The 20,927-nt window shown below is 57.0% G+C and carries 17 protein-coding genes; 12 read left to right on the forward strand and 5 right to left on the reverse strand.

What is annotated here, in order from left to right; translation table 11 throughout:
- The first annotated feature begins 3 nt into the window (after nt 1-3).
- Nucleotides 4-561: a hypothetical protein gene (locus TRM7615_RS25980; RefSeq protein ID WP_235824149.1), complete on the forward strand. Its 558-nt coding sequence runs from the start codon at nt 4-6 to the stop codon at nt 559-561.
- Here the strand turns inward: TRM7615_RS25980 and TRM7615_RS19975 are convergent.
- The gene (locus tag TRM7615_RS19975) at nt 511-1,005 is read right to left on the reverse strand and encodes a putative pterin-binding protein (RefSeq protein WP_235824150.1); all 495 of its coding nucleotides are present in this window, start codon (nt 1,003-1,005) and stop codon (nt 511-513) included. The two genes, TRM7615_RS25980 and TRM7615_RS19975, sit on opposite strands and share 51 nt — an antisense overlap.
- A gap of 331 nt (nt 1,006-1,336) precedes the next feature.
- Here TRM7615_RS19975 and TRM7615_RS19980 point away from each other — a divergent pair, with 331 nt between their 5' ends.
- Both TRM7615_RS19980 and TRM7615_RS19985 read left to right on the forward strand, forming a co-directional pair.
- Entirely contained in the window at nt 1,337-1,957 is a 621-nt protein-coding gene (locus TRM7615_RS19980; RefSeq protein WP_108791017.1) for a response regulator transcription factor, read from the forward strand.
- Nucleotides 1,958-2,056: 99 nt separating this feature from the next.
- On the forward strand, nt 2,057-2,995 hold the full coding sequence (locus tag TRM7615_RS19985) for an aminotransferase class IV (RefSeq protein ID WP_108791019.1): 939 nt from the start codon (nt 2,057-2,059) through the stop codon (nt 2,993-2,995).
- Here TRM7615_RS19985 and TRM7615_RS19990 read toward each other — a convergent pair.
- Nucleotides 2,980-4,422, reverse strand: a complete 1,443-nt coding sequence (locus TRM7615_RS19990) for a tetratricopeptide repeat protein (RefSeq protein WP_165821484.1) — start codon at nt 4,420-4,422, stop codon at nt 2,980-2,982. The genes TRM7615_RS19985 and TRM7615_RS19990 overlap by 16 nt on opposite strands.
- Before the next feature lie 363 nt (nt 4,423-4,785).
- Between TRM7615_RS19990 and TRM7615_RS20000 the strand changes: the two genes are divergently transcribed.
- Both TRM7615_RS20000 and TRM7615_RS20005 read left to right on the forward strand, forming a co-directional pair.
- Nucleotides 4,786-5,967, forward strand: a complete 1,182-nt coding sequence (locus TRM7615_RS20000; protein WP_165821485.1) for a phosphatase PAP2 family protein — start codon at nt 4,786-4,788, stop codon at nt 5,965-5,967.
- Nucleotides 5,968-5,969: 2 nt separating this feature from the next.
- The gene (locus tag TRM7615_RS20005) at nt 5,970-8,099 is read left to right on the forward strand and encodes a S8/S53 family peptidase (RefSeq protein WP_108791022.1); all 2,130 of its coding nucleotides are present in this window, start codon (nt 5,970-5,972) and stop codon (nt 8,097-8,099) included.
- An 82-nt stretch (nt 8,100-8,181) separates the two neighbouring features.
- Here the strand turns inward: TRM7615_RS20005 and TRM7615_RS20010 are convergent, their stop codons facing one another.
- Nucleotides 8,182-9,243 carry an AbrB family transcriptional regulator gene (locus TRM7615_RS20010; protein WP_108791024.1) on the reverse strand — a complete coding sequence of 354 codons (1,062 nt, stop codon included), beginning with the start codon at nt 9,241-9,243 and terminating at the stop codon, nt 8,182-8,184.
- Nucleotides 9,244-9,576: 333 nt separating this feature from the next.
- On the opposite strand from TRM7615_RS20010, the gene TRM7615_RS20015 reads away from it, so the two are divergent.
- Nucleotides 9,577-11,106: a sulfatase-like hydrolase/transferase gene (locus TRM7615_RS20015; protein ID WP_108791026.1), complete on the forward strand. Its 1,530-nt coding sequence runs from the start codon at nt 9,577-9,579 to the stop codon at nt 11,104-11,106.
- A 127-nt stretch (nt 11,107-11,233) separates the two neighbouring features.
- Here TRM7615_RS20015 and pobA read toward each other — a convergent pair whose 3' ends face one another.
- Both pobA and TRM7615_RS20025 read right to left on the reverse strand, forming a co-directional pair.
- Nucleotides 11,234-12,403 (reverse strand): 4-hydroxybenzoate 3-monooxygenase, encoded by a 1,170-nt coding sequence (gene pobA, locus TRM7615_RS20020; protein ID WP_108791028.1) that lies wholly within the window; start codon nt 12,401-12,403, stop codon nt 11,234-11,236.
- Between the two features lie 336 nt (nt 12,404-12,739).
- Entirely contained in the window at nt 12,740-14,809 is a 2,070-nt protein-coding gene (locus TRM7615_RS20025; RefSeq protein WP_108791030.1) for an oxidoreductase, read from the reverse strand.
- Nucleotides 14,810-14,911: 102 nt separating this feature from the next.
- Between TRM7615_RS20025 and TRM7615_RS20030 the strand changes: the two genes are divergently transcribed.
- From TRM7615_RS20030 to TRM7615_RS20055, 6 genes are all read left to right on the forward strand, one after another.
- Nucleotides 14,912-15,697: a helix-turn-helix transcriptional regulator gene (locus TRM7615_RS20030; protein ID WP_108791032.1), complete on the forward strand. Its 786-nt coding sequence runs from the start codon at nt 14,912-14,914 to the stop codon at nt 15,695-15,697.
- A 253-nt stretch (nt 15,698-15,950) separates the two neighbouring features.
- Nucleotides 15,951-17,228 (forward strand): flavin-containing monooxygenase, encoded by a 1,278-nt coding sequence (locus TRM7615_RS20035; RefSeq protein WP_108791034.1) that lies wholly within the window; start codon nt 15,951-15,953, stop codon nt 17,226-17,228.
- Nucleotides 17,229-17,246: 18 nt separating this feature from the next.
- Complete coding sequence (locus tag TRM7615_RS20040; protein WP_108791036.1) at nt 17,247-17,663, forward strand: RidA family protein; 417 nt, start codon at nt 17,247-17,249, stop codon at nt 17,661-17,663.
- An 89-nt stretch (nt 17,664-17,752) separates the two neighbouring features.
- Nucleotides 17,753-18,427 carry a DUF1028 domain-containing protein gene (locus tag TRM7615_RS20045; RefSeq protein ID WP_108791038.1) on the forward strand — a complete coding sequence of 225 codons (675 nt, stop codon included), beginning with the start codon at nt 17,753-17,755 and terminating at the stop codon, nt 18,425-18,427.
- Nucleotides 18,428-18,442: 15 nt separating this feature from the next.
- The gene (locus TRM7615_RS20050) at nt 18,443-19,939 is read left to right on the forward strand and encodes an aldehyde dehydrogenase (protein WP_108791040.1); all 1,497 of its coding nucleotides are present in this window, start codon (nt 18,443-18,445) and stop codon (nt 19,937-19,939) included.
- Between the two features lie 24 nt (nt 19,940-19,963).
- On the forward strand, nt 19,964-20,902 hold the full coding sequence (locus TRM7615_RS20055; RefSeq protein ID WP_108791042.1) for a LysR substrate-binding domain-containing protein: 939 nt from the start codon (nt 19,964-19,966) through the stop codon (nt 20,900-20,902).
- Nucleotides 20,903-20,927 lie beyond the last annotated feature (25 nt).

The raw sequence follows: 20,927 nt of genomic DNA on the forward strand, positions 1-20,927 counted from the left end.
GTAATGTTCGATCCCGATGAGCGCCAATTCGCGAATCTGTGGGTGCAGCTCGGTCAATTCATCGTAGATGCCGCTCAAATCATTGCGCAAAACGTCATCTGCCCCATCGACCAATGGGGTGTTTCTGTCCAGAAAACCATTTGCCGCGTCCAAAACGCTCTGAGCGCCAGGTCTTTCCCTGAGAGAGCGGAACAATCTACCTTGCGACAGGCTGGAAAAGCGGCTGTAGAAAATATCGTATCGTTTTCGAAAGCTGACCAGATCAGAACTTGGGAGCTGCATCACGTTGAGCGTTTCGTTTTGCAGCTTCAAAAGTTCGACTTCCAGCTGGGAGACGTTCCAACTCACATCGTCATTTCGAGCTGTGGACAGAGCTTCAAGATCAGAGAAGACCGCCCGGCCAAGCACAATCACGACCGCACCGCTTATCACCAGTACGGCCGTGATTATCGCAAGGCGCCATCCGCTTATGCTCTGTGGTTTCACGGCCTTGTCTATCGCTGTGCTGCCTTATTCCTGTGCGACAACCTCGATCCGGTCGAGCTGCCAAATGCTACGTGAGTAGTATTCTTCTGATTGATAAGTTTCGTTTTCGTCAAAAGGGTAGATGATCCACAGCGGGCCCCGGTCACGCACCGACATTTCGGCACCATTCAGGCTGTAAGCCACGATTGGTCCGTTTTCGACCGCATCCGTGGTGGGGATTTTAACGGCATAGTCGTTCAACGCAACGGCCTGAATGGTTCCTTGGGCTGCCCCGACATGATTCAGCAAAGCGGAAAGGGATACACCGACAAAAGATTGCTCACCCTCGGTCCAGACGGTGGTTGTCGTCACCGTCGTTGCAGGCATTGCGCTCAACGCGTCCAAATCGAACGTCCAGGCTTGGGTTTGTGTTGGTGGGGCGACATCCCCCGAGATTGTTAGGATAACCTCTCCGGCGGACGCAACTTTCGTCACGCACAGCAAGAAGAAGAGAGCGACGAATTGCGCAAGACGTTTCATGGCCAGCCCACCTTTTTGCAGCATTAGGAATTCTCACTTCTACACCCGGAACGGCCAAACCTTTGAACGGGCATCGGTTCAGTAAGCTATCCTTTGGTATAGTTGCGATGACCGTTCTGATACGGGGTCTGCACTGATTCACGTCGAAGCTCGATGAAATTTTAGGCCACAATCCAGCCTTGACCGAAAGCCGTAGTGCGCGGATCGCAAAGGGTTGGTTAGGAAAGAAATGCTTAGAATGGAATTCGAAAGTGGTGCAGCAGGGGCTGGTTCAACTTATCCGGGCGCGCTACAATATGGTCAGCAGGTTAGTACAAGGTCTATTTTTGCAATGCGTATTCTTCTCGCTGATGATCATGAAATGGTTCGTGATACCATCTCCGCCTATCTGGAAACCGAAGGACGTGCTGCTGTGATTACGGCGCCGGACTATGTCAGCGCGATGAAGACTCTGACGGCCAAGGGTCCTTTTGATCTTGTGCTTTTGGATTTCAACATGCCGGGAATGAACGGGCTGGATGGCCTGACTGATGCGCTGACCCGTTTCCCCGACCAGGCATTTGCTATCCTCAGCGGAACGGCGCCCAACCGAATCGCACACCAGGCCGTCGACTGTGGTGCAATAGGGTTCATACCCAAAACGATGGGCGCGAAATCTTTGATCAACGCGGTTCGATTCATGGTGGCCGGGGAAACCTATGTACCTGCGAATGTTCTTGCTGATCAGGGAGAAGCAACCGAAACCGAATTCACCAAACAGCTGAGTTTGCGGGAACGTCAAGTTCTGAGCGGGCTGTGCCACGGTCGATCCAACAAGGAAATCGCCCGTACTCTGGATCTGCAAGAGGTCACAATCAAACTGCACGTTCGAACCCTTTGCAAAAAGCTCAACGCGAAGAACAGGACCCAAGCCGCACTTATCGCCAAGGACGCCGGATTCCAGGCCGACTAGCCGTTTGGCTGAATTCTTGGCTTTTCATCAGACGCGAAAACCGGAAAGGTCGCAAGGCGCGCCAATGGCTGCCGAACCTTTTGCAACTGATGGGTCCAGATGACTGACACACACACCACACATGACGCACTTGAGGATCCGCGCAATGCGGATATCAAAATCTACGTGAATGGAAACCTGGTTCACCGCGACGACGCCAAGGTTTCGGTTTATGATTCCGGCTTCATGCTGGGTGATGGCATGTGGGAGGGGTTGCGCCTTTACGATGGGCAATGGGCCTTTTTCGAGGAGCACATGGACCGCTTCTTCAACTCGTGCAAGGCCGTCAGCCTGGACATCGGCATGGACGAGGCAGGCATATTGGAGGCACTCAACGCTACGGCCAGTGCCAACGGGATGACCACGGATGTGCATTGCCGGATGATGTTGACCCGTGGCACCAAGGTGAAACCGTTTCAGCACCCATCACTGTCCAGATCAGGGCCGACTTTGGTCATCATTCTGGAACACTCCAAACCGGTGAACAGCCTACAAAGTGCGGGCATTCGATTGGCGACCGTGCCTCAGGTGCGGGGCCTGCCGATGAGCCAGGACGCAAAGTACAACAGCCATTCGAAGCTCAATTGTGTTATCGCCTGCCTGCAAGCTGAACAGGCGGGTGCGGACGAAGGATTGATGTTGGACCCGAATGGGTTCGTGAACACCACCAATGCCTGCAACTTCTTCATCGTACGGCGTGGCGAGGTTTGGACCTCGACTGGCGACTATTGCATGAACGGAGTAACCCGGCAGAAAGTCATCGACCTGTGCCGGGCCAATGGCATTCCGATCTTTGAAAAGAACTACTCTTTGTACGAGGCTTATGGCGCGGACGAAGCGTTCTTGACCGGCACCTTTGGCGCGCAGACACCTGTGGCCTCAATCGACGGGAAGCCGATTGGCACCACCGATCGCCCCATTATGACCCGCATTCAGGCTTTGTATAAGCAGGCAATCGCGGGTTATGTTGCCGGCTGCGAAGCTCAACCCAAGTCTTGATATCTATCCCAGGTCAGCAGTTTTTTCTGGCGCACCAGACTGACCGGATACAGCGGGTCGTTGACGAAACGGTCCAGCGTAAACTCGGGTTCCAGTTTCTTTAATTCCGCCATCACGTGAACCGCTTTGTCATGCTCTTTCAGATCGGCGTAAATCGCGAGTAAATATCGCCGCGGCGGTCGAAATTGCGGGGCAAGACAGGCCGACGTTTCCAGTGCCTGTTTTGCAGTCGCGATATCTCCGGCCTTGAACGCAGCCAGGCCCAGCTGGAACTCGCACCAAAACTGAAGCGGCGTGCGGGCCGCCAAGCGCGAGGCGACGCGCGCGCTGCGCAGCGCATCCTCTGTTCTTCCAGCATAGATGGCAACATTGGCGAAGGCCCACCATGCCAAAGGATTGGCCGGGTTAACCTGTACGGCCATTTTGGCCAGATCCGCACCTGCCGCTGCATTCCCTCGCTCCAGAAGAACCTGAGCATTTGCTGCGGTTGACAGGACCACAGAGTTCATCGGGTCCATCTCGATCGCCTTTGCGGCAAGCATCTTACCGCTTTCGACGCAGGCTTCTGGGGCATCCGTGAACTGTTCGATAAGATTGATAACAGCGATCTGAGCTTGCCACCCAAGGAATTGGGCCGCGTTCCTGCTGTCCATTGCATCAGACAGCATAAGAGCCGCCTGGTTCAGCTCGTCTGGTTGAAAGGAAAAGATGCGGGGTATCGCAGCACCCAGAACCAGTGGCGGGCAGGCATCCGTGCCAAGCAAGTTGCGTGATTGCGCCAGATACCGGGTCAATTCGGATTGCAGTTGAAAAGCCATACCCAAAAGCGCGAGGTTTTGGTGTTCGTCTTGCGTATCAACCGACACTGGCAATGTACGAGCCCAAATCTGCCTGTTCAATCTTGGGTCATTTGCGACCAACCGCACCGAAGCCGTGCCTTCGCTTCCCCCAACCATTCCTATGGTTACCGTAACAAGTCGATCCTGGCTGTTGTCATTGGCGTTTTCTGTCAGTTCAAGTTCCCCCTGCTCTCGCAGGGCGCGACTGATCATATCCGCAAAATTCTGCAACAAGGGCGGATGCGCGCCCTGTTCATCCAGCGTCAGAACAACCTTCCAGCGCGACTCAAACTGGTCAGCAAGCACCGGCATAAGGGCAGGTGATCCACTACCGCGACGCATGAACTGGAGCCAGTTTCTAAATTCGGGATCGGCAAGATCCATCCCTTCCAGGAATTCACCCGCTTTATGACTGCCCTCCTCGTCCCACAAAACGCAAACGAGGTCTGAGTTCAGGGAAACATCCTGTCGCGAGGCTTCGAGCACACGAACGTGCTCACCCAAGGCCCGACGCAGAGCAGACAAAGACTGGCGCAAGCTGGCGCCGGCATGGGCGGTATCGCTCTGGCTCCAGAGCTTGCTCTGCAACCACGAACGTGTCCGGAGCAAATTGGGTGATGTTGCAAGGAGAGCCAGCAGAGCCTGAGCTTTTCGGGACTTGGGTGTCCAATCTTGACCATCCGGCCCAGTTACACGAAACGGGCCGGTCAATTGCACAGTTAAAACAGGCTCGCTTGTCAACTTTACTTACCTTCAAAGAAAGAATTTCTTCGGCCAGACACAAGGAGTTAGCTCCCTAGCCTGGCGTCTAAAGCTTACGGCAAGTGCATGGGGTGCGGAAAGCTTTTTCGTGAACCCACCGTGATTTTCTCAGATATCAATTGACGGGCTTGCGACGGGTTTCGATCCTGCGTGAATCATGTTTCAAAAATTTTTTCTGGGGGAAGACAAATGGGGCATCGTAGCGTTTTGCTTGGTGGAGGCATCGGCGGCGGTATCGGGGGTGGTATCGGTGGCGGCATTGGCGGCGGTATCGGAGGGGGTATCGGCGGCGGTATAGGTGGCGGTATTGGCGGCGGCATCGGTGGCGGTATCGGTGGCGGAATAGGTGGACGTGTGTCGGCTGATCCAGGTGCTGTGGCGGCCACGCGGATCACGGCCCATGACGCACTGGCAAATTATTGGGCGCCTCCGGCGGGCAACCTGCATGTCGCCTGGTCGCCCGATCCTTCCGATCTCGGGTATTTGTCGACGCAACGGCGCCTATCGGTGATACTTGGGTCTTTGACTCCCTTGTTTCCCGTGACGTCTGACGATACCGGTCGTGTGACGGTTGGTGCGCCGGGCCATGAAATTTGTATGATCAAGGCCCCGTCTTGTGACGAGGTGGCCGCCCAAATGACCTGGTTGCGGGCATATGCGGACTTGCGTACGGATCGTGTGCACGAAATCCTTGTGCAGGCCGAAGACATCACTCCGGCATTTATGGCCATCCGTCCCTTTGGAATGCCACCTCGGCAGGACACGGCCGAATGGATAGCACTGACGCAGCAGATCGCCATCATCGTCGAGATGCAGGTCAAACACCTTTTGCACCTACCACGTCCGGCCCTGTTTTCAGAGAAGCTGCACCCTGTCATCGATACGCCGGATCACAGCGCCTATCCGTCTGGGCATTCGACCGAGGCTTTTGCAATCGCCACCGTTCTGAATCGGTTGGAATTCGGTCAAGGCGCCCAAGGCGGTGTTGACGCAGGCAAGCAGGTGTTTGAATTGGCCCACCGCATCGCCGTGAACCGCACGATAGCAGGAGTGCATTATCCGATCGATTCTATGGCCGGAGCGGCTCTGGGATTTAGTATCGGCGAAGCGGTCGCGGCTTTTGCCACCGGCGAAAATGCAACCTGCTACAACTTTGACCCATCCCAGTATCTGAAGGTTGATACGGACGGTAAGGTCGTTGCGAACGAAGACTTCACCCTGACCAATCTCAAAAAGATTGTGACGGGGAGCGAAGGGCAGAGCTTTGGTCAAGCACCGGGTTATGTCACGGCCCATTGGGGCGACGCGGTCAAAGGTTGGACAAACGGCCCAGGAGTACCCCCCGCAAGCGCACCGGGTCAGGGAGGCTGATCATGCTGACCTGGGGAGACTGGATGGATCATCCCCTGGGCTATGAAGCGCCCTATGTGGATTGGTTCGATATCCTTCACGACGGACGGCGTGGTGACAAACCCGAGTTCGTAAGACAGATTGTGCCGCGTGCTGCGGATGATTTCAAAAGCCTCGACACTGGGGTCGATGCCCTGGCGGGGGCTGAGACGGCAGAGCCAGGTCCATTTGTCATCCGGTCGCCAAAGTTCATGACCAACACCGGTTTTGCCAACTGGTGGAACAATCGACCGGACAAACAGACCTGGCTGCCACCCGCAGATACGTTCGACTACCCGACAGTGGAGAAGGACGCGGTGATCATCGGGATCATAGACGTGGGTCTGGCGCTTGGTCACCGTCGCTTCCGCTTGGAAGACGGGCAAACGCGCGTTTTGGGCACTTGGCTGCAAGGCGCCCCGGTCGACAGGCAAGGTGATGTTCCCGAGGCGGCACCTCACCTTCCGTTTGGCGGTCATTTGTTCGAGGCACAGATAAACGAGGCGTTGACGCAGTCCAGCGTCGGACAAGACCTGAAGGCGCCGTTGGATCAGGACGGGTTCAACCGAATGGCTGGCCTGACGAACTACTCGCGACCAGAAACTGAGCGTTTGCTGGCTGGGCGCGCCTCGCATGGCACCCATGTGATGGGGCTTGCAGGGGGTGCGGACCCCGATACAGCTCAAGGCCGCGCATTTGGCGAAAAGACGCGCTTTCTGCTGGTCTCGCTGCCGCCGGCACTTGCTTTTGGAGAGGGTGGAACTTTCCTGGATTTCTATCTGATTTACGCGCTCAGGTGGCTGGTTGAGGTCAATGCTCGCATCGCCGAGAAATCCGGTTTGGACAGACCCCGGCCGATGGTGGTCAATGCGTCTTTCGGCAAGCATGCCGGTTCCAAGGACGGAGCCCAACCGTTCGTCAACGCGATGCTGCATCAAGGTCAGTCCGGGCCTTCCGCAGCCCAAGGCGTGGACGAAGTGACCACCCGCGTGCCCTTTCACGCGGTGCTTCCGGCAGGAAACTCGAACCTGGATCGGGCCACGGCCAAGTTTTTGCTGACACCGTCAGAGTCACCCCAAGCCGAGATAGATTGGGTTGTTCAACCCGACGACGAAACGTCGAACTTTCTTGAGGTCTGGTGCGAGGAAACAAGCGACAGCGCGGCAGGAGACTGCCCATTGGCAATCGAATTGGTGCCGCCAGGGCAAGCGCCCGCCGGAGAAGACGCAGGAGCCGATGGGCAAATACAGGAGCTGTTCAGAACCATAGCCACCGAAAGCATGCAACAGCTGGCGCGAATTTACTGCCAACGGATCGACCCTCCCAGCACTGAAGGAGGCGACGTCGATGCCGTTCGGCGATTCCGCTACCTGCTTTGCTTGGGGCCCGATCGGTATCGCAGCGACATATGGGACAACCCGCCTTCGGGACGGTGGACTGTGAGGTTGAAAAACATGTCGCCAGACAAACCGCTGTCAGTATCAGCCATGGTGCAAACGGACCTGCCGGTGATGCCGGGATCGTCAGTTACGCGAGCGGCCTATCTGGATGATCCGACCTACGAAAAATTCACCGAAGACGGCAGGGTGCGGGACACTCACGACTATCGGTTCCGCAGGCTGTTTCAGTCCGCGTCAGAGGCCGCAGATCTGGACACCGGTGAATTCGTCAAACGTCATGGCACATTGAACACCTATGCCGCCAACAGCACGGTTGCGACAATTGCAGGGTACCGGACTAATGACGGCAGGCCTGCTGCCTATTCCTCGACCGGAAGAGGGATAAAGGCAGGTCCTGATGCACGCGGGGCGCCCACGATCGCACTCCCGACAGACGACGGCTATGCGCATCCTGGGGTATTGTCTGATGGTGCCAGTGATGGGTCGGTTGTGGCAATGCAAGGCACCAGCTTTGCCAGTGCGATGGCCACACGGATGGTTGTGAATGCTTGGTTGACCCGACAGCATGACCCTTATGGCAACATTCCTATCAATCAGTTTCTTGCGGTGACCGCTCAGCGGCAGCCTGCACAAGAAGGATGGTTCAAATCGCCGGTCGAGGTAACAAAGGTGGGCGCTGGTCGTGTTGTCTTCGACGATCGAAGATCTCGCTGACTGTGGATCGATGATGCAATAGCCACCTTGGCGCGGCGCAAAGAACCTGCTGACGAATGGTTCCGACAGTACCAGGCTTTGATCACCTGGTACCGTCGGAACTGGCACGGCGCGTCAAAAGCCCCGCCACGGTAACGGTCAAGATGATCCGGAACAGGTGATGCGTGGTGACCAATATCGGCGCGACGCCAAGGCTCAGCGCCACAAGGCTCATCTCTGTCACGCCGCCGGGCGCAAAACTGATCAGCAAAGCTTGAAATGAGATGGGAACCACCTTTTCCAAAAGAACGGCAAACATCGACGCAAGGGCAAGCGTCAAGCCGACAGACACGGCCCCCAACCCAAAGGCCGCAAGAAGACGACGCGGCGTTGAGCGCGCAAAGTTGGCGCCAAGACCTGAGCCGACAACCAATTGGGCCAGGTTCATCAAGCTCGCCGGACCGTTCACCTCAATTGCAGTTGTCGCCTGAAACACGGCGGTTACGATCATCGGTCCGATCAAGGGGCCTGCAGGGAGTTTCAACCAAGGCCCAATCAGGGCACCGGCGACCGCAAGGATCAAAAAGAGCGCCGTGTCCGTTAGCTCTGCTCGCGCCTTTTCAAGGGTTTGCCCGGCAGCGCTGCCAACGGTTTCACCAGTGACCAGTTGGAACAAAAGCGGCACCGAAACAATGACAAGCACAATCCGCACAAAGTGCTGGAGGGTTAGGGTTTCCGCATCACCTCCTGCTTTTTCCCCAAGAGATACGGCTTCGATCAATCCTCCGGGCATCGCCGCATACATGGCAGTGACCCGGTCAAGACCGCCCAGGCGACGAAAAATGGTGTAGTTGATCAGCTGAGCTGCGGCCACGAAAAGCACCATTGCCCCCAAAGTGACCACAAGATCTGGGGCGGCGTCGAAAGCGTCTGAACTGAAGGTCGAACCGATCATTGTGCCAATGACGGCGATAAAGGCATGGCGAAGTCGGATCGGAAACCAAAGACGCTGACCTGCGCGCGCGTAGCTCACGAGCGAAACTGTTGCGGCCATAGCCATGCTTCCCAACAGATAAGGGATCGGCAGGCCGATCCAATCCGCCAGAACCGCACCGAATAGTCCGGAACCAAGGATCAGGACCAATTGGAAAAACTTGTTATCCATCTCAGAACTCTTCCTTGCAGGGCACACACTCAGGTTGATCTCCAGTCTTTCAATCACTCAAGGCTTGGCAAAGGTGCAAGCACAAATAATGCTGCATTCGCAACATTAATGTTGTATATAGCAATTATGCACGATAATCTGCGCACAAGTCGGGTGCCAGCACTGTGAAGTCTGACAAAAGAATTGAGAGGCAAGAACGCAGGTGTAGTCTTGGTCGCTTGATGGAACCGACGGCTCTTAGACCGCAATGGGACGCGCCCCAGGACACTACACGATACTTTCACCACCCTCTGACGGGTTTGGCAATTTCACACACAAAGGTTCGAAAGCCCTATGACACGCCCAAACTTTGTTTTCATAACATCTGACCAACATCGTGGTGATTGCCTTGGGGTCGAAGGCCGAAACATTCGTACGCCGCACTTGGATCAACTTGCGGCAAGGGGAACGCGGTTTACATCAGCAATTTGTCCGTCCCCGGTGTGTCAGCCATCACGGGCTTCGATACTGACCGGACAGTTATGTCGAACGCACGGCGTGCATGACAATGGTATCGACCTGGAACCAAACGTGGGTGAAAACGGGTTTGCTGGCGCGCTTGGGGTCGCCGGATATCAGAGTGCCTATTTTGGCAAGGCGCATTTCTCGAGCTATGACGCTCGCCACAAGACCGGCACCCCAGAAAGCGTATTGTCATCCGAAGACTACGGCGATGATTGGTATGGTCCTTACATGGGCTTCGACCACGTCGAGATCATGATCCACGGGCACAACTATTTCACCCCTCAGAAGCCACCGCGAGGCCAGCATTTCGAGCGGTTCTACTATGGCTCGGGGATAGGGGATGAATTGAACAGGCTTTACAACGAGACAGGCCGGGACACCAAGGATGCTGCACAAACCTGGCATTCACAGCTGCCCTTGGCTTATCACAACACGCCTTGGACCGCAGACCGCGCCATTGATTGGCTGAAGTTCAAGCGTGACAGCGACAAACCTTTTGTAACCTGGATCAGCTTCCCGGACCCGCACCATCCGTTCGATTGCCCCGAACCCTGGTCACTGCTGCATGACCCCAAGGACGTGGATTTGCCCGAACATCGGACGCGTGATCTGGAAAACCGGCCCTGGTGGCACAAAGCAGCGCTGGACAACGAGCCCCAAGGCGATCCGGAGTCGATCAGGATCCGCAGGGATTATTCGAGGATCTCGCAGCAGACTGACGATCAACTGCGTGAAATCATCGCCAACACATATGGCCAGATCGCGCTAATCGATCACAACATTGGCCGGATCATGAATGCGTTGCGCGAGGCAGGATTGGATGAAAACACCTATGTCATCTACTCGGCGGATCACGGAGATTGGCTGGGAGATCATGGGTTGGTACTGAAAGGCCCAATGTTCTACGAAGGTCTTTTACGAGTTCCTCTGATCGTCCAGGGGCCGGGCGTGCCCGCCGGAAAGGTTGTTGAGGAGCCAGTGTCTGCAATTGATCTGGGTCCCACATTTTACGACCTGGCGGATGTTTCAGCTCGGACACCTCAACACGGCCAAAGCCTGCGCCCGCTTTGGGAAGGTGAACAAGCAACACGAGACTTTGCAATGAGCGAATGGGAGCTTTTGTCAAATCGTGCTGGGGTGGCTTTATCCCTGCGTTGTGTACGCACAAAGTCCGCGAAACTGACAAAGGATATGCGCTCTGGCGCGGGAGAGATGTATGATCTGAGCCGCGATCCAAACGAGATGATCAATGTGTTCGACGATCCCGAGTTCGCCGAGTTACGCGAAACGTTGGAAAGCTACTTGGATTTGCGACCGGATGATATTGGTCCGAACCGCACCCCGGTTGGTCCCGCCTAACTCTTCACTTGCTCTGGCGCGCTTGCATTTATCAGGGATTGTGGAACACGATTGGCTTTCGCAAGGGTCTTGACTTACCGATGGTGATGAACAGTCTGATGGCCCTTTCGCACCCGGCAGAGCTGCCTCAGTAAGGCAGCCCGACATAGTTCTGAGCAAAAACCGACTGCGCTTCGCGATTGTCCCGAAGGAAATTGACATCCGCCTGCTGCATCTTGAGGTCGAACTCGTTCTGCTTGGGAAACCGGTGCAAAAGGTTGGTGGTGGCCCAGCTGAACCGTTCGGCTTTCCAGATCCGTGCCAGGGCCTTTTCGGAATACCGATCAAGACCTTCGCTGTCGCCATCTTCGTAAAACTGGAGCAACCCATTGTAGAGATAGTGGATGTCACTGGCGGCGGTGTTCAATCCCTTCGCACCGGTTGGCGGTACAATATGCGCCGCATCCCCGCACAGGAACAGCCGCCCCCATCGCATCGGCTCGGTTACAAAGGATCGCAACGGGGCAATGGATTTTTCAATTGACGGCCCAGTGACAAGCTTCTCGGCAAACTCCTGAGGAATGCGGCGCTTCAGTTCTTGCCAGAATGCATCATCGGTCCAATCGTCGGGTGAGTCCGACAAAGAGCACTGGATATAGTAGCGGCTCAGGTTGTCGTTGCGCATCGAACAAAGCGCAAATCCACGGTCCGAGCCCGAATAGATCAGCTCGTGATTGACAGGGGGTGTTTCCGACAGGATGCCAAGCCAGCCAAAGGGGTAGAGCTTCTCGTATTCCTTGCGAAGGGTCAGCGGGATGGTCTGGCGGCTGACGCCATGAAACCCGTCGCAGCCAGCCACGTAATCACACTCGATACGGTGCTCGATGCCACCTACCGAATAGGTGACAAATGGCGCATCGCTGTCAGCATCATGAATGGTGACATCTTCGGTGTTGAAGATGATCTTGCCACCCATGGCTTCACGGGCTTCATAAAGATCCCTGGTGACTTCGGTCTGACCGTAGACCACCACATGGCTGCCAGTGTGTTCCTTGAAGTTGATGCCGAATTGCGTCTCACCATATGAGATGATCGTTCCGTCATGGACAAAGCACTCCTTGTCCATGCGCTCAGAGACACCGGCTTCGCGCATCAAGTCGACAAAGCCTGTCTCAAGAATGCCGGCCCGTATGCGGCCAAGAACATAGTCCTTGGTCTTGCGTTCCAGCACCACAGTATCGATGCCTCTGCGGTGAAGAAGTTGGCTCAGCAACAAACCCGAAGGACCGCCACCAACGATTAGAACCTGAGTACGCATCCTTCCCTCCGTCGAATGTGCTGACCACATATTGGTTGTTCAATTGCACGAAGTAAAATGAATGGGTGTTTGAACACAAACCTTGGTGGTGTGATCTTTTCATCGGAATGGATGTAAGCACTGTGGGGTAGTTTCATAATCGCGAGCGCGCAATCGCAACACAATCCACTCCCGACCGATGCGGTTCGACTTGATCAGTAAGGGCGAGACCCAGTTCGCCACAAGTTCAAGAACGTTGTCGGGCGGTATCTGGAACCACCTCTGGGCTTGGGGGTCTGCGACGTGGCTATTCGTCTCGGAAGATGGCGCCAGCCACGTCGCCTGTGATGAACGGCCCTAGTCGACCGCAAGCTCGGTGATCTCTCGGCGGAACGGCAGGGCGTCGCCAATGTCCCCTCCGTCCAGCTCGCGGGCATAGCGGTGACCGGCATAGGTGGCCCAGGCAATCGGGCCGGGCGCGTTGGCATCCCCGATCAGCTTGACCGATTTGATGCCCGCATCGGCCCATTCGGCCTCTCGTGCTTTGAGGTCGTTGTAGACGCCGTTGGTTTCCAGTCGCGAGGCAACCATGACAACCGCATCCGCCTCGATCTTCCACGTGCGATCCGTGTAGACGCAGTTCGACACCACGTGATCGGGGTGGATTTCGGTCACGCCCTGATTCAGGACGATCTCAACCCCGGCCTCGATCAGACGCGGGTGGATCGCGATCTGTTCCAGGGTGTTGTTGGTCCAATCACTGACAAAGGCCGACGGCGTGACCAGAGTGACCTGCGCCCCCTGCTTGGCCAGCAGTTCAGCCAAGACGCCGCCCATGTAGTAGTGGTCGTCGTCATAGACCACCACACGGCCCGAGGGGATGGTACCATCCATCAGATCGTCGGGGGTATAGACCTTGGCCCCTTCGGCGATTGGCATGGGCACAACATGCTGCCGTGATACGCCATCGCGACGCCAGGTGGATCCGGTAGCGATACAGACGTTTTCGAACCCGAACTCCAGGATGCTGTCGGCGTCCAGCTCGCTCTCGCGATATATCTCGACATTGGGGCGTTGGCTGAGCTGATAGTCGCGGTAGTCGACGACGCGGCCCCAGGCGCTGAGCCCTGGCAGCAGGCGTTCACGCGCCACACGGCCCCCGATCACGTCGCGGGCCTCGGCCACCGCGACGTCATAGCCACGCCGACACAGTGCCCAGGCGGCCTCGAGCCCTGCAGGGCCCGACCCCACGATCAGCACGTTGTCGCTGTCGCCTTTGTCGTTCATCTTTTCGGGGTGCCAGCCCTTGCGCCATTCCTCCATGAAGGTGGGGTTCTGGGTGCAGCGGCTGATCGACATGGTCATGTCGCCGGTGATGCAGATGTTGCAGCCGATGCATTCGCGGATGTCTTCGATCCGGCCTTCTTCGATCTTTTTGGGCAGGAAGGGATCGGCGATCGACGGCCGCGCGCAGCCGATGAAATCAAGTGTGCCGGTTTTAACCATCTTGGCCATAACATCGGGCGAGGTGAAACGACCCACGCCCACGATGGGTTTGTCAGTCAGCTCGTGAATGCCGCGCACCAACTGTTCCTGAGCGGCCTCTTCCTTGAAGCGTGAAGGTCCTGAACAATCTTCCCATGTACCCTGCGCCAGATCCCAAAGGTCGGGCAGATCCTTATTCATCTCGATGTAGTCGCGCACCTCGGCGTTGGAAAACCCAAGCTCGCCAATGGTTTCGTCCAGGGACACGCGCAGGGTGATTGCCATGGTGTCCCCGATGGCGTCGCGCATGTCGGCGATCACCTCTTGGCTGAACCGGGCGCGGTTTTCCAACGATCCACCGTATTCATCCGACCGCTGGTTGGTGGCACGGCTCAGAAAGTGCTGGAAGATACCGAACCCGTGCGCACCATAGAGGCAGATCAGGTCAAAGCCCGCATCCTTGGACCGTTTGGCGGCGTTCACGAACCAGCGGCGCAGGTCTTTGATGTCCTGCTTGTCCAGCGCACGCGCCTGAACAGGGTCATTGGTGAAAGTCCGGATTGGCAGAGCGGACGGGGCCAGAGGCACCTCTTTGGTATAGAGGTTGGGACCGTTGATGCCCGAATAGGCAAGCTGAATGCCCGCCAGTGCACCATGGGTCTTCATGCGCTCGGACATTTTACGCAACTGCGGGATATCCTTGTCCTCCCACAGGCGCAGCTCGATGAACGGGGTGATCTCGCTGGTATGGTGCATCTCGCACTGTTCGGTGAAGATAACACCCCAACCACCTTCGGCCTTGATGCCGCGCATCGCCGCCGCGGCCGAGGGGTCGCGATAGCCGCCACCGTTGCAATGGGGCACCTGATAGAACCGGTTCTTGGCTGTGAGAGGGCCGATCTTCATCGGCTCGAACAGGATATCGTAACGGGGATCACGCACGGCTGGCTCCTTTTACTTTGGCTGTTGCATACCACCAATTTCAGGACATTATCTAATGTAGGCACGTTAGGGGGGTATATACCCCCAAGGAGGTATGCACCCATGTCCCCCGATATGGCGCCAGACAAACTGGGACAGGTGATCTTGTCAGTCCGCACTGACCAGTTCGCGGCATCCTTGCAGGACTGGCTCGATGCGGTCTGTGTGTTCGACAACATCGGCATCATCGCGTTCTTCCAGGACCGTCCCCCGCGTGTACTCTATACCCACGCGCGCACCAGCCGCGTGTTTGACCGGATCGACAGCCAGTATGTCGGCGGTGCCTATCTTCTGGATCCGTTTTTCGGCCTGCACCAAAGTCAGGCTGCTGTGGGCCTCTATCGTCTTTCGGATGTGGCGCCCGACCAGTTCCAGCGGAACGAATATTTCAAGTCCTACTATCGCAACACCACGTTGACGGATGAACTGGCTTTCTTTTGTTCCCCTGCACCAGGCGTTTCTATCACGACCTGTATTGGACGGGATGAAACAACAGGCAGCCGATTTTCAGCCAAGGACCGCGAGATTGCGAAAAGGATTGCCCCAGTTGTAAACGCATTGGTGCGCCAAAACTGGGGTGATCTGAGATCCGATGAAAACACCGCCCCGCAGGATGTCGCTGGTGATTTGCGCCAGCGGCTTGCCCAGAACACGGGGATCGAGCTCAGCAGGCGGCAATCTGAGGTGGCGCTGCTGGTGCTCAAGGGGCATTCGTCGATCTCGATCGGCCTGACTCTGGGGATCAGCCCACAAACGGTGAAAGTGATCCGCAAACAACTATACAAAAGATGCCAGATCTCATCTCAGGGCGAACTCTATTACTTGATTGCTCCTTATCTATCGGGGTAAACCAATTAGTCCCCAAGAGATTAGCCATAGCCTAACTAAGGGTAAGTTAGAGAGTTATTTCGCCCAATTTCAACTTGTGGAACCTTTACGTCGAAACGCGCAAAACGTGCTGAAACGGAACGGATGACTCTTGGCTCGTCGCCTTTTTGCCCTTTGGCAAGGACGATCCAACCCGTGAATCAGATCAACACACCGGCGCAGGAATTTTCGACCTTTCGGAGCAATCCGGAAGATCCTTGAAGGGAACCGACACATGGCAATTGAAAAAACGGATACATTGGTTGTGGGCGGCGGTCAGGCCGGTATCGCGCTCAGCGAACACCTGGGAAAAAACGGTGTGCCGCATGTGATTTTGGAAAAAAACCGCACGGCCGAAGCCTGGCGAACCGGCCGCTGGGATGCTCTGGTCGCCAATGGCCCGGCCTGGCATGATCGCTTTCCCAGCCTGTTGTTCAAAGGCGATGATCCGGACGCCTTTGTGTCCAAAAACCGCGTCGCCGAATATCTGGTGGAATACGCCCAAATGGTGAATGCTCCCATCCGCGAAGGCGTCGAAGCGTTGAGCGCCGAACGCTTGCCCGGCGAAGGGGGCTTTCGCGTCCAGACCACGGTCGGAGAAATCCACACCAAGCGCATCGTGGCCGCAACTGGCGCGTTCCAGCACCCGGTCATTCCGCCGATCGTGCCGGAAACTCCGGACGTCGAACAGGTGCACTCGTTCTACTACAAGAACCCCGATCAGCTGGCCGACGGTGCTGTGATGGTTGTGGGCGCGGGTTCGTCTGGTGCGCAAATCGCCGATGAGCTGAACCGCGCGGGTCGCAAGGTGTTCCTGTCGGTTGGCCCACACGACCGCCCGCCGCGCCGCTACCGTGGCCGCGACTTTGTCTGGTGGCTGGGCGTTCTGGGCTTGTGGGACGTGGCCGCGATGAAACCGGGCACAGAACACGTGACCATTTCGGTTTCAGGGGCTTACGGCGGCCACACGATGGATTTCCGCCGTCTGGGCAACGAAGGCGTCACATTGGTTGGCATGACCAAAGGGTTCGAGAACGGGGTTCTGTCCTTTGCCGACGATCTGCAGGGCAACGTGGCGGCAGGCGATGCCAACTATCTGGAAATGCTCGATCTGGCAGACGCCTATGTCGAGCGCACCGGTCTGGACCTGCCCGAAGAGCCCGAAGCGCGCGAGGTTTTTGCTGATCCCGACTGCCTGTCCAATCCGCTCACCTCGATTGATTTCGCCAAGGAAGGCATCACCACGATCATCTGGGCCACCGGCTTCCGCCAGGACTTCAGCTGGATCAAGGCCAACGCTTTTGATGATCGCGGTGCCCCCATTCATCAGCGTGGCGTCTCGGCAGAACCGGACATCTATTTCCTGGGCCTGCCGTGGCAATCGCGCCGGGGATCAACTTTCCTTTGGGGTGTGTGGCACGACGCGAAATACATCGCTGACCAGATCACGATCCAGCGCGCCTATGCCGAATACGATGGCCAAGCCGCCATCATCGCCCCCGCAGCAGAATAATCAGACGGAATCCCAGACATGGCGCATACTCGCATCCGAAAATTCAACACGTCCGAAACGTACCCCGAGCAGAACCTGGACAACGACCTTTGTCAGGCCGTTGTCACCCAAGGCGGCAAGACCGTCTACCTTCGCGGCCAATGCCCGCAGAACCTGGATGATGCGGTCAACATCGACAGCCACGACCCGGTCGAGCAGACCCACAAGGTGATGCAGAACATCAAGCAATTGATCGAAGAGTGCGGCGGCGACATGAGCCATCTGGTCAAGGTCGTCGTCTACATCACAGATGTGCGACACCGCGAGGCGGTGTATCGCACCATGGGTGAATACATCAAAGGTGTACATCCGGTCTCGACCGGTCTGGTGGTGCAGGCGCTGGCCCGTCCCGATTGGCTGGTCGAAATCGACGGAACTGCAGTAATTCCCGATTGATCGGCACGTCTGATCAACGGAGGCCGGACCTCACGCTCCTCTCCCCTTTGTTGGGGTCCGGTCTGAAACTTTCTGACTAGGAGATAAACATGACCTTTTCGCTGGTTGCCCGCTGTCCCGAGACGGGAATGTTCGGGCTGGCGATTTCGTCGTCCTCGCCCGCAGTTGCCGCGCGCTGCTCGTTTGCGCGGGCTGGGGTTGGGGCCGTTGCTTCGCAAAACGTGACCGACCCCAGCCTGGGACCACTTGCGCTTGACCTGATGCAGAACGGCGCATCGGCTGCCGAAGCGGTGGCCGAGCTAAAGCGCATTGGAAAGTTCATCGATTACCGTCAGGTGCTTGCTGTCGATGTAAACGGCGCAACCGCCATACACTCAGGTCCGAACTCCCTTGGGATCTGGACGCAAGCGCAGGCTGACAATGTGGCCTCGGGTGGCAACCTTCTGGATAACGATGGCGTGCCGCAGGCAATTGTCGACGGTTTCCTGACATCGTCGGGACACATTGGCGATCGCCTGATCGCAGCCATGCGCGCGGGCTTGGCATCCGGCGGCGAGGCTGGCACGATCCATTCAGCGGGCATGAAGATCGTAGATCAGGTCAGCTGGCCGGTCGCCGACCTGCGCTGCGACTGGACCGAGGACTGCCCCATTGAGGTCATCGCAACCGCCTGGGACATCTACAAACCGCAACTCGACGCCTACGTCCAACGCGCTCTCGACCCGCGTGAGGCACCCTCTTACGGCGTCCCCGGCGATGAATAACACAAGGAACATGTGATGCTGGATTACACACATGAAGATTGGAAAGCGCGCGCTGCAGCCCTGAACATCAAGGGTCAGGCCTTTATTGACGGCAAGTTTGTCGATGCGGCATCAGGCAAGACCTTTGACTGCATCAACCCAGCCACAGACGCGGTTCTGGTTCAAGTGGCCGAGGGCGACGAGGCCGATATCAACCGCGCCGTTGCCGCCGGGCGTGCTGCGTTCGAAGACGGTCGCTGGTCGCGCATGGCGCCGGGCGATCGTAAGGCGGTGCTTCTCAAACTGGCCGATCTGATCCGCGCCAATCTGGAAGAGATGGCCCTGCTCGACAGTCTGGACATGGGCAAGCTGGTGACGGATGCGGCCACTGTGGATGCGCCAGGTTCGGCCCATTTCTTTCAGTGGTACGCCGAGGCCATTGACAAGATTTATGACGAGGTTGCTCCCACTGGTCCCGGCGACTTGGCCCTGGTCTCTCGCGTACCGCTTGGCGTTGTGGGCGCTGTGACGCCCTGGAACTTCCCGCTGGACATGGCCACATGGAAGGGTGCCGCCGCGCTCGCAGCGGGCAATTCGGTCGTGTTGAAACCGGCGGAACAATCGCCCTTGTCGGCCCTGCGACTGGCCGAGCTTGCGGCTGAAGCGGGCGTGCCTGATGGGGTGTTCAACGTGGTGCCGGGCTTTGGCGTCACAGCGGGCAAGGCGCTTGGCCTGCACATGGATGTCGATTGTCTGGCCTTCACCGGCTCGACCGCGATTGGCAAGATGTTCATGCAGTATTCCGGTCAATCGAACCTGAAACAGGTCTGGCCTGAAACCGGCGGCAAAAGCCCCAACCTCGTCTTTGCCGATTGCGAGGATCTGGACACCGCCGCCGACATGGCCGCCTTTGGCATCTTCTTTAATCAGGGCGAAGTCTGCTCGGCCAACTCGCGCCTTTATGTGGAACGTTCGATCAAGGATGCGTTCGTCGAAAAGCTGATTGCACGAGCTGAAGCGATGCAGCCAGGCGATCCGCTTGATCCGACCTCGAAAATGGGCGCGATTGTTGACGAGAAGCAGACCCAAGGCATCATGCGCTTTGTCGAAGAAGGCAAGAAAAGCGCCAATCTGGTGACGGGCGGCGAACGCGTCACCGTGGACGGCAAGGGGTGCTTTGTGCAGCCCACGATCTTTGACGACGTAGCCCACGACAACCCTCTGGCCCGCGACGAAATCTTTGGTCCGGTCCTATCAGTCATCCCGTTTGATACCGAGGATGAGGCGGTCGCCATGGCCAACGACTCGATCTACGGGCTTGCGGCCTCGGTCTGGACCGACAACCTGAGCCGCGCGTGCCGGGTGTCGGACAAGCTAATGGTGGGCACGGTGTCGGTGAACACGGTCGACGCCCTATCGGCACAGACGCCGTTTGGTGGCATGAAACAATCCGGCTTTGGTCGGGATTTGTCATTGCACTCGCTTGAAAAGTACACTGCTCTGAAAACCACTTGGATCAAGTACAAGGCTTGATCCGGAGCAAGCGGAGATGCGCCAGTGCCTTTCAGATATACTTTGCGCCAGTTGGAGTATTTCGTGGCAGTCGGACGGGCCGGCAGCATCGCCGCTGCAAGCAATAAGCTGAACGTATCGTCCCCGTCCATCTCGGCGGCGATCACCCAGCTTGAGGTCGAATTTGGCATCAACCTTTTTGTCCGCGAACACGCACGTGGCCTGGCATTGACCAACGCGGGCCACAAGTTCCTGGAACGGACAGAGTTTGTGCTGCGCGAGGCCGAGCTGCTGACGACACTGGCCGGGGAAATCACCGGTAAAGTCCAAGGTGTCCTTTCGGTGGGGTGCCTTGTGACCTTTGCGCAGATCGTGCTGCCTGGCCTGCGACGCGAGTTTATCGACACCTATCCCAATGTCCGTTTTGAACAGCGCGAGTTGAACCAGGCCGAGATATTCAGTCAGTTGCGTCGGGCCGAGCTGGACATCGCGCTGACATATGACCTGGACATTCCCGCCGATCTGGAATTCCAACCCCTACACGTGCTGCCACCCTATGTGGTTCTGGGTGAGGGACACCCGCTGGCAGAGCGATCCGAACTGACCATTGCAGAACTGCGCGACTCCCCGATGGTACTGTTGGATCTGCCGTTCAGTGGTGAATATTTCCTGTCGTTTTTCCGGGATGAGAACATCAAACCGATCATCGCGGAACGCACTGCTGACATGTCGGTGATGCGATCAATGGTGGCAAATGGGTTTGGCTTTTCGATCGCCAACATCCGCCCGCTGAACACTTTGTCGCCTGACGGGAAAAAGCTGATCTTTGTGCCCTTGGCTGGCGACGTTCGACCGATGCGGCTAGGCCTGTTGCAAGCTCGCACCGAGAATGACACCAACACGCTGAAGGCATTTGTTGAGCATTGCACGCAAGCGGTTCAATCGGGGGCCTTGCCTGGGCTCTATGCGATGGATGCCGAATAACAACTCGACACAAAAGAAGTTTCTG

The sequence above is a fragment of the Falsiruegeria mediterranea M17 genome (assembly GCF_900302455.1).
Taxonomy (GTDB): domain Bacteria; phylum Pseudomonadota; class Alphaproteobacteria; order Rhodobacterales; family Rhodobacteraceae; genus Falsiruegeria; species Falsiruegeria mediterranea.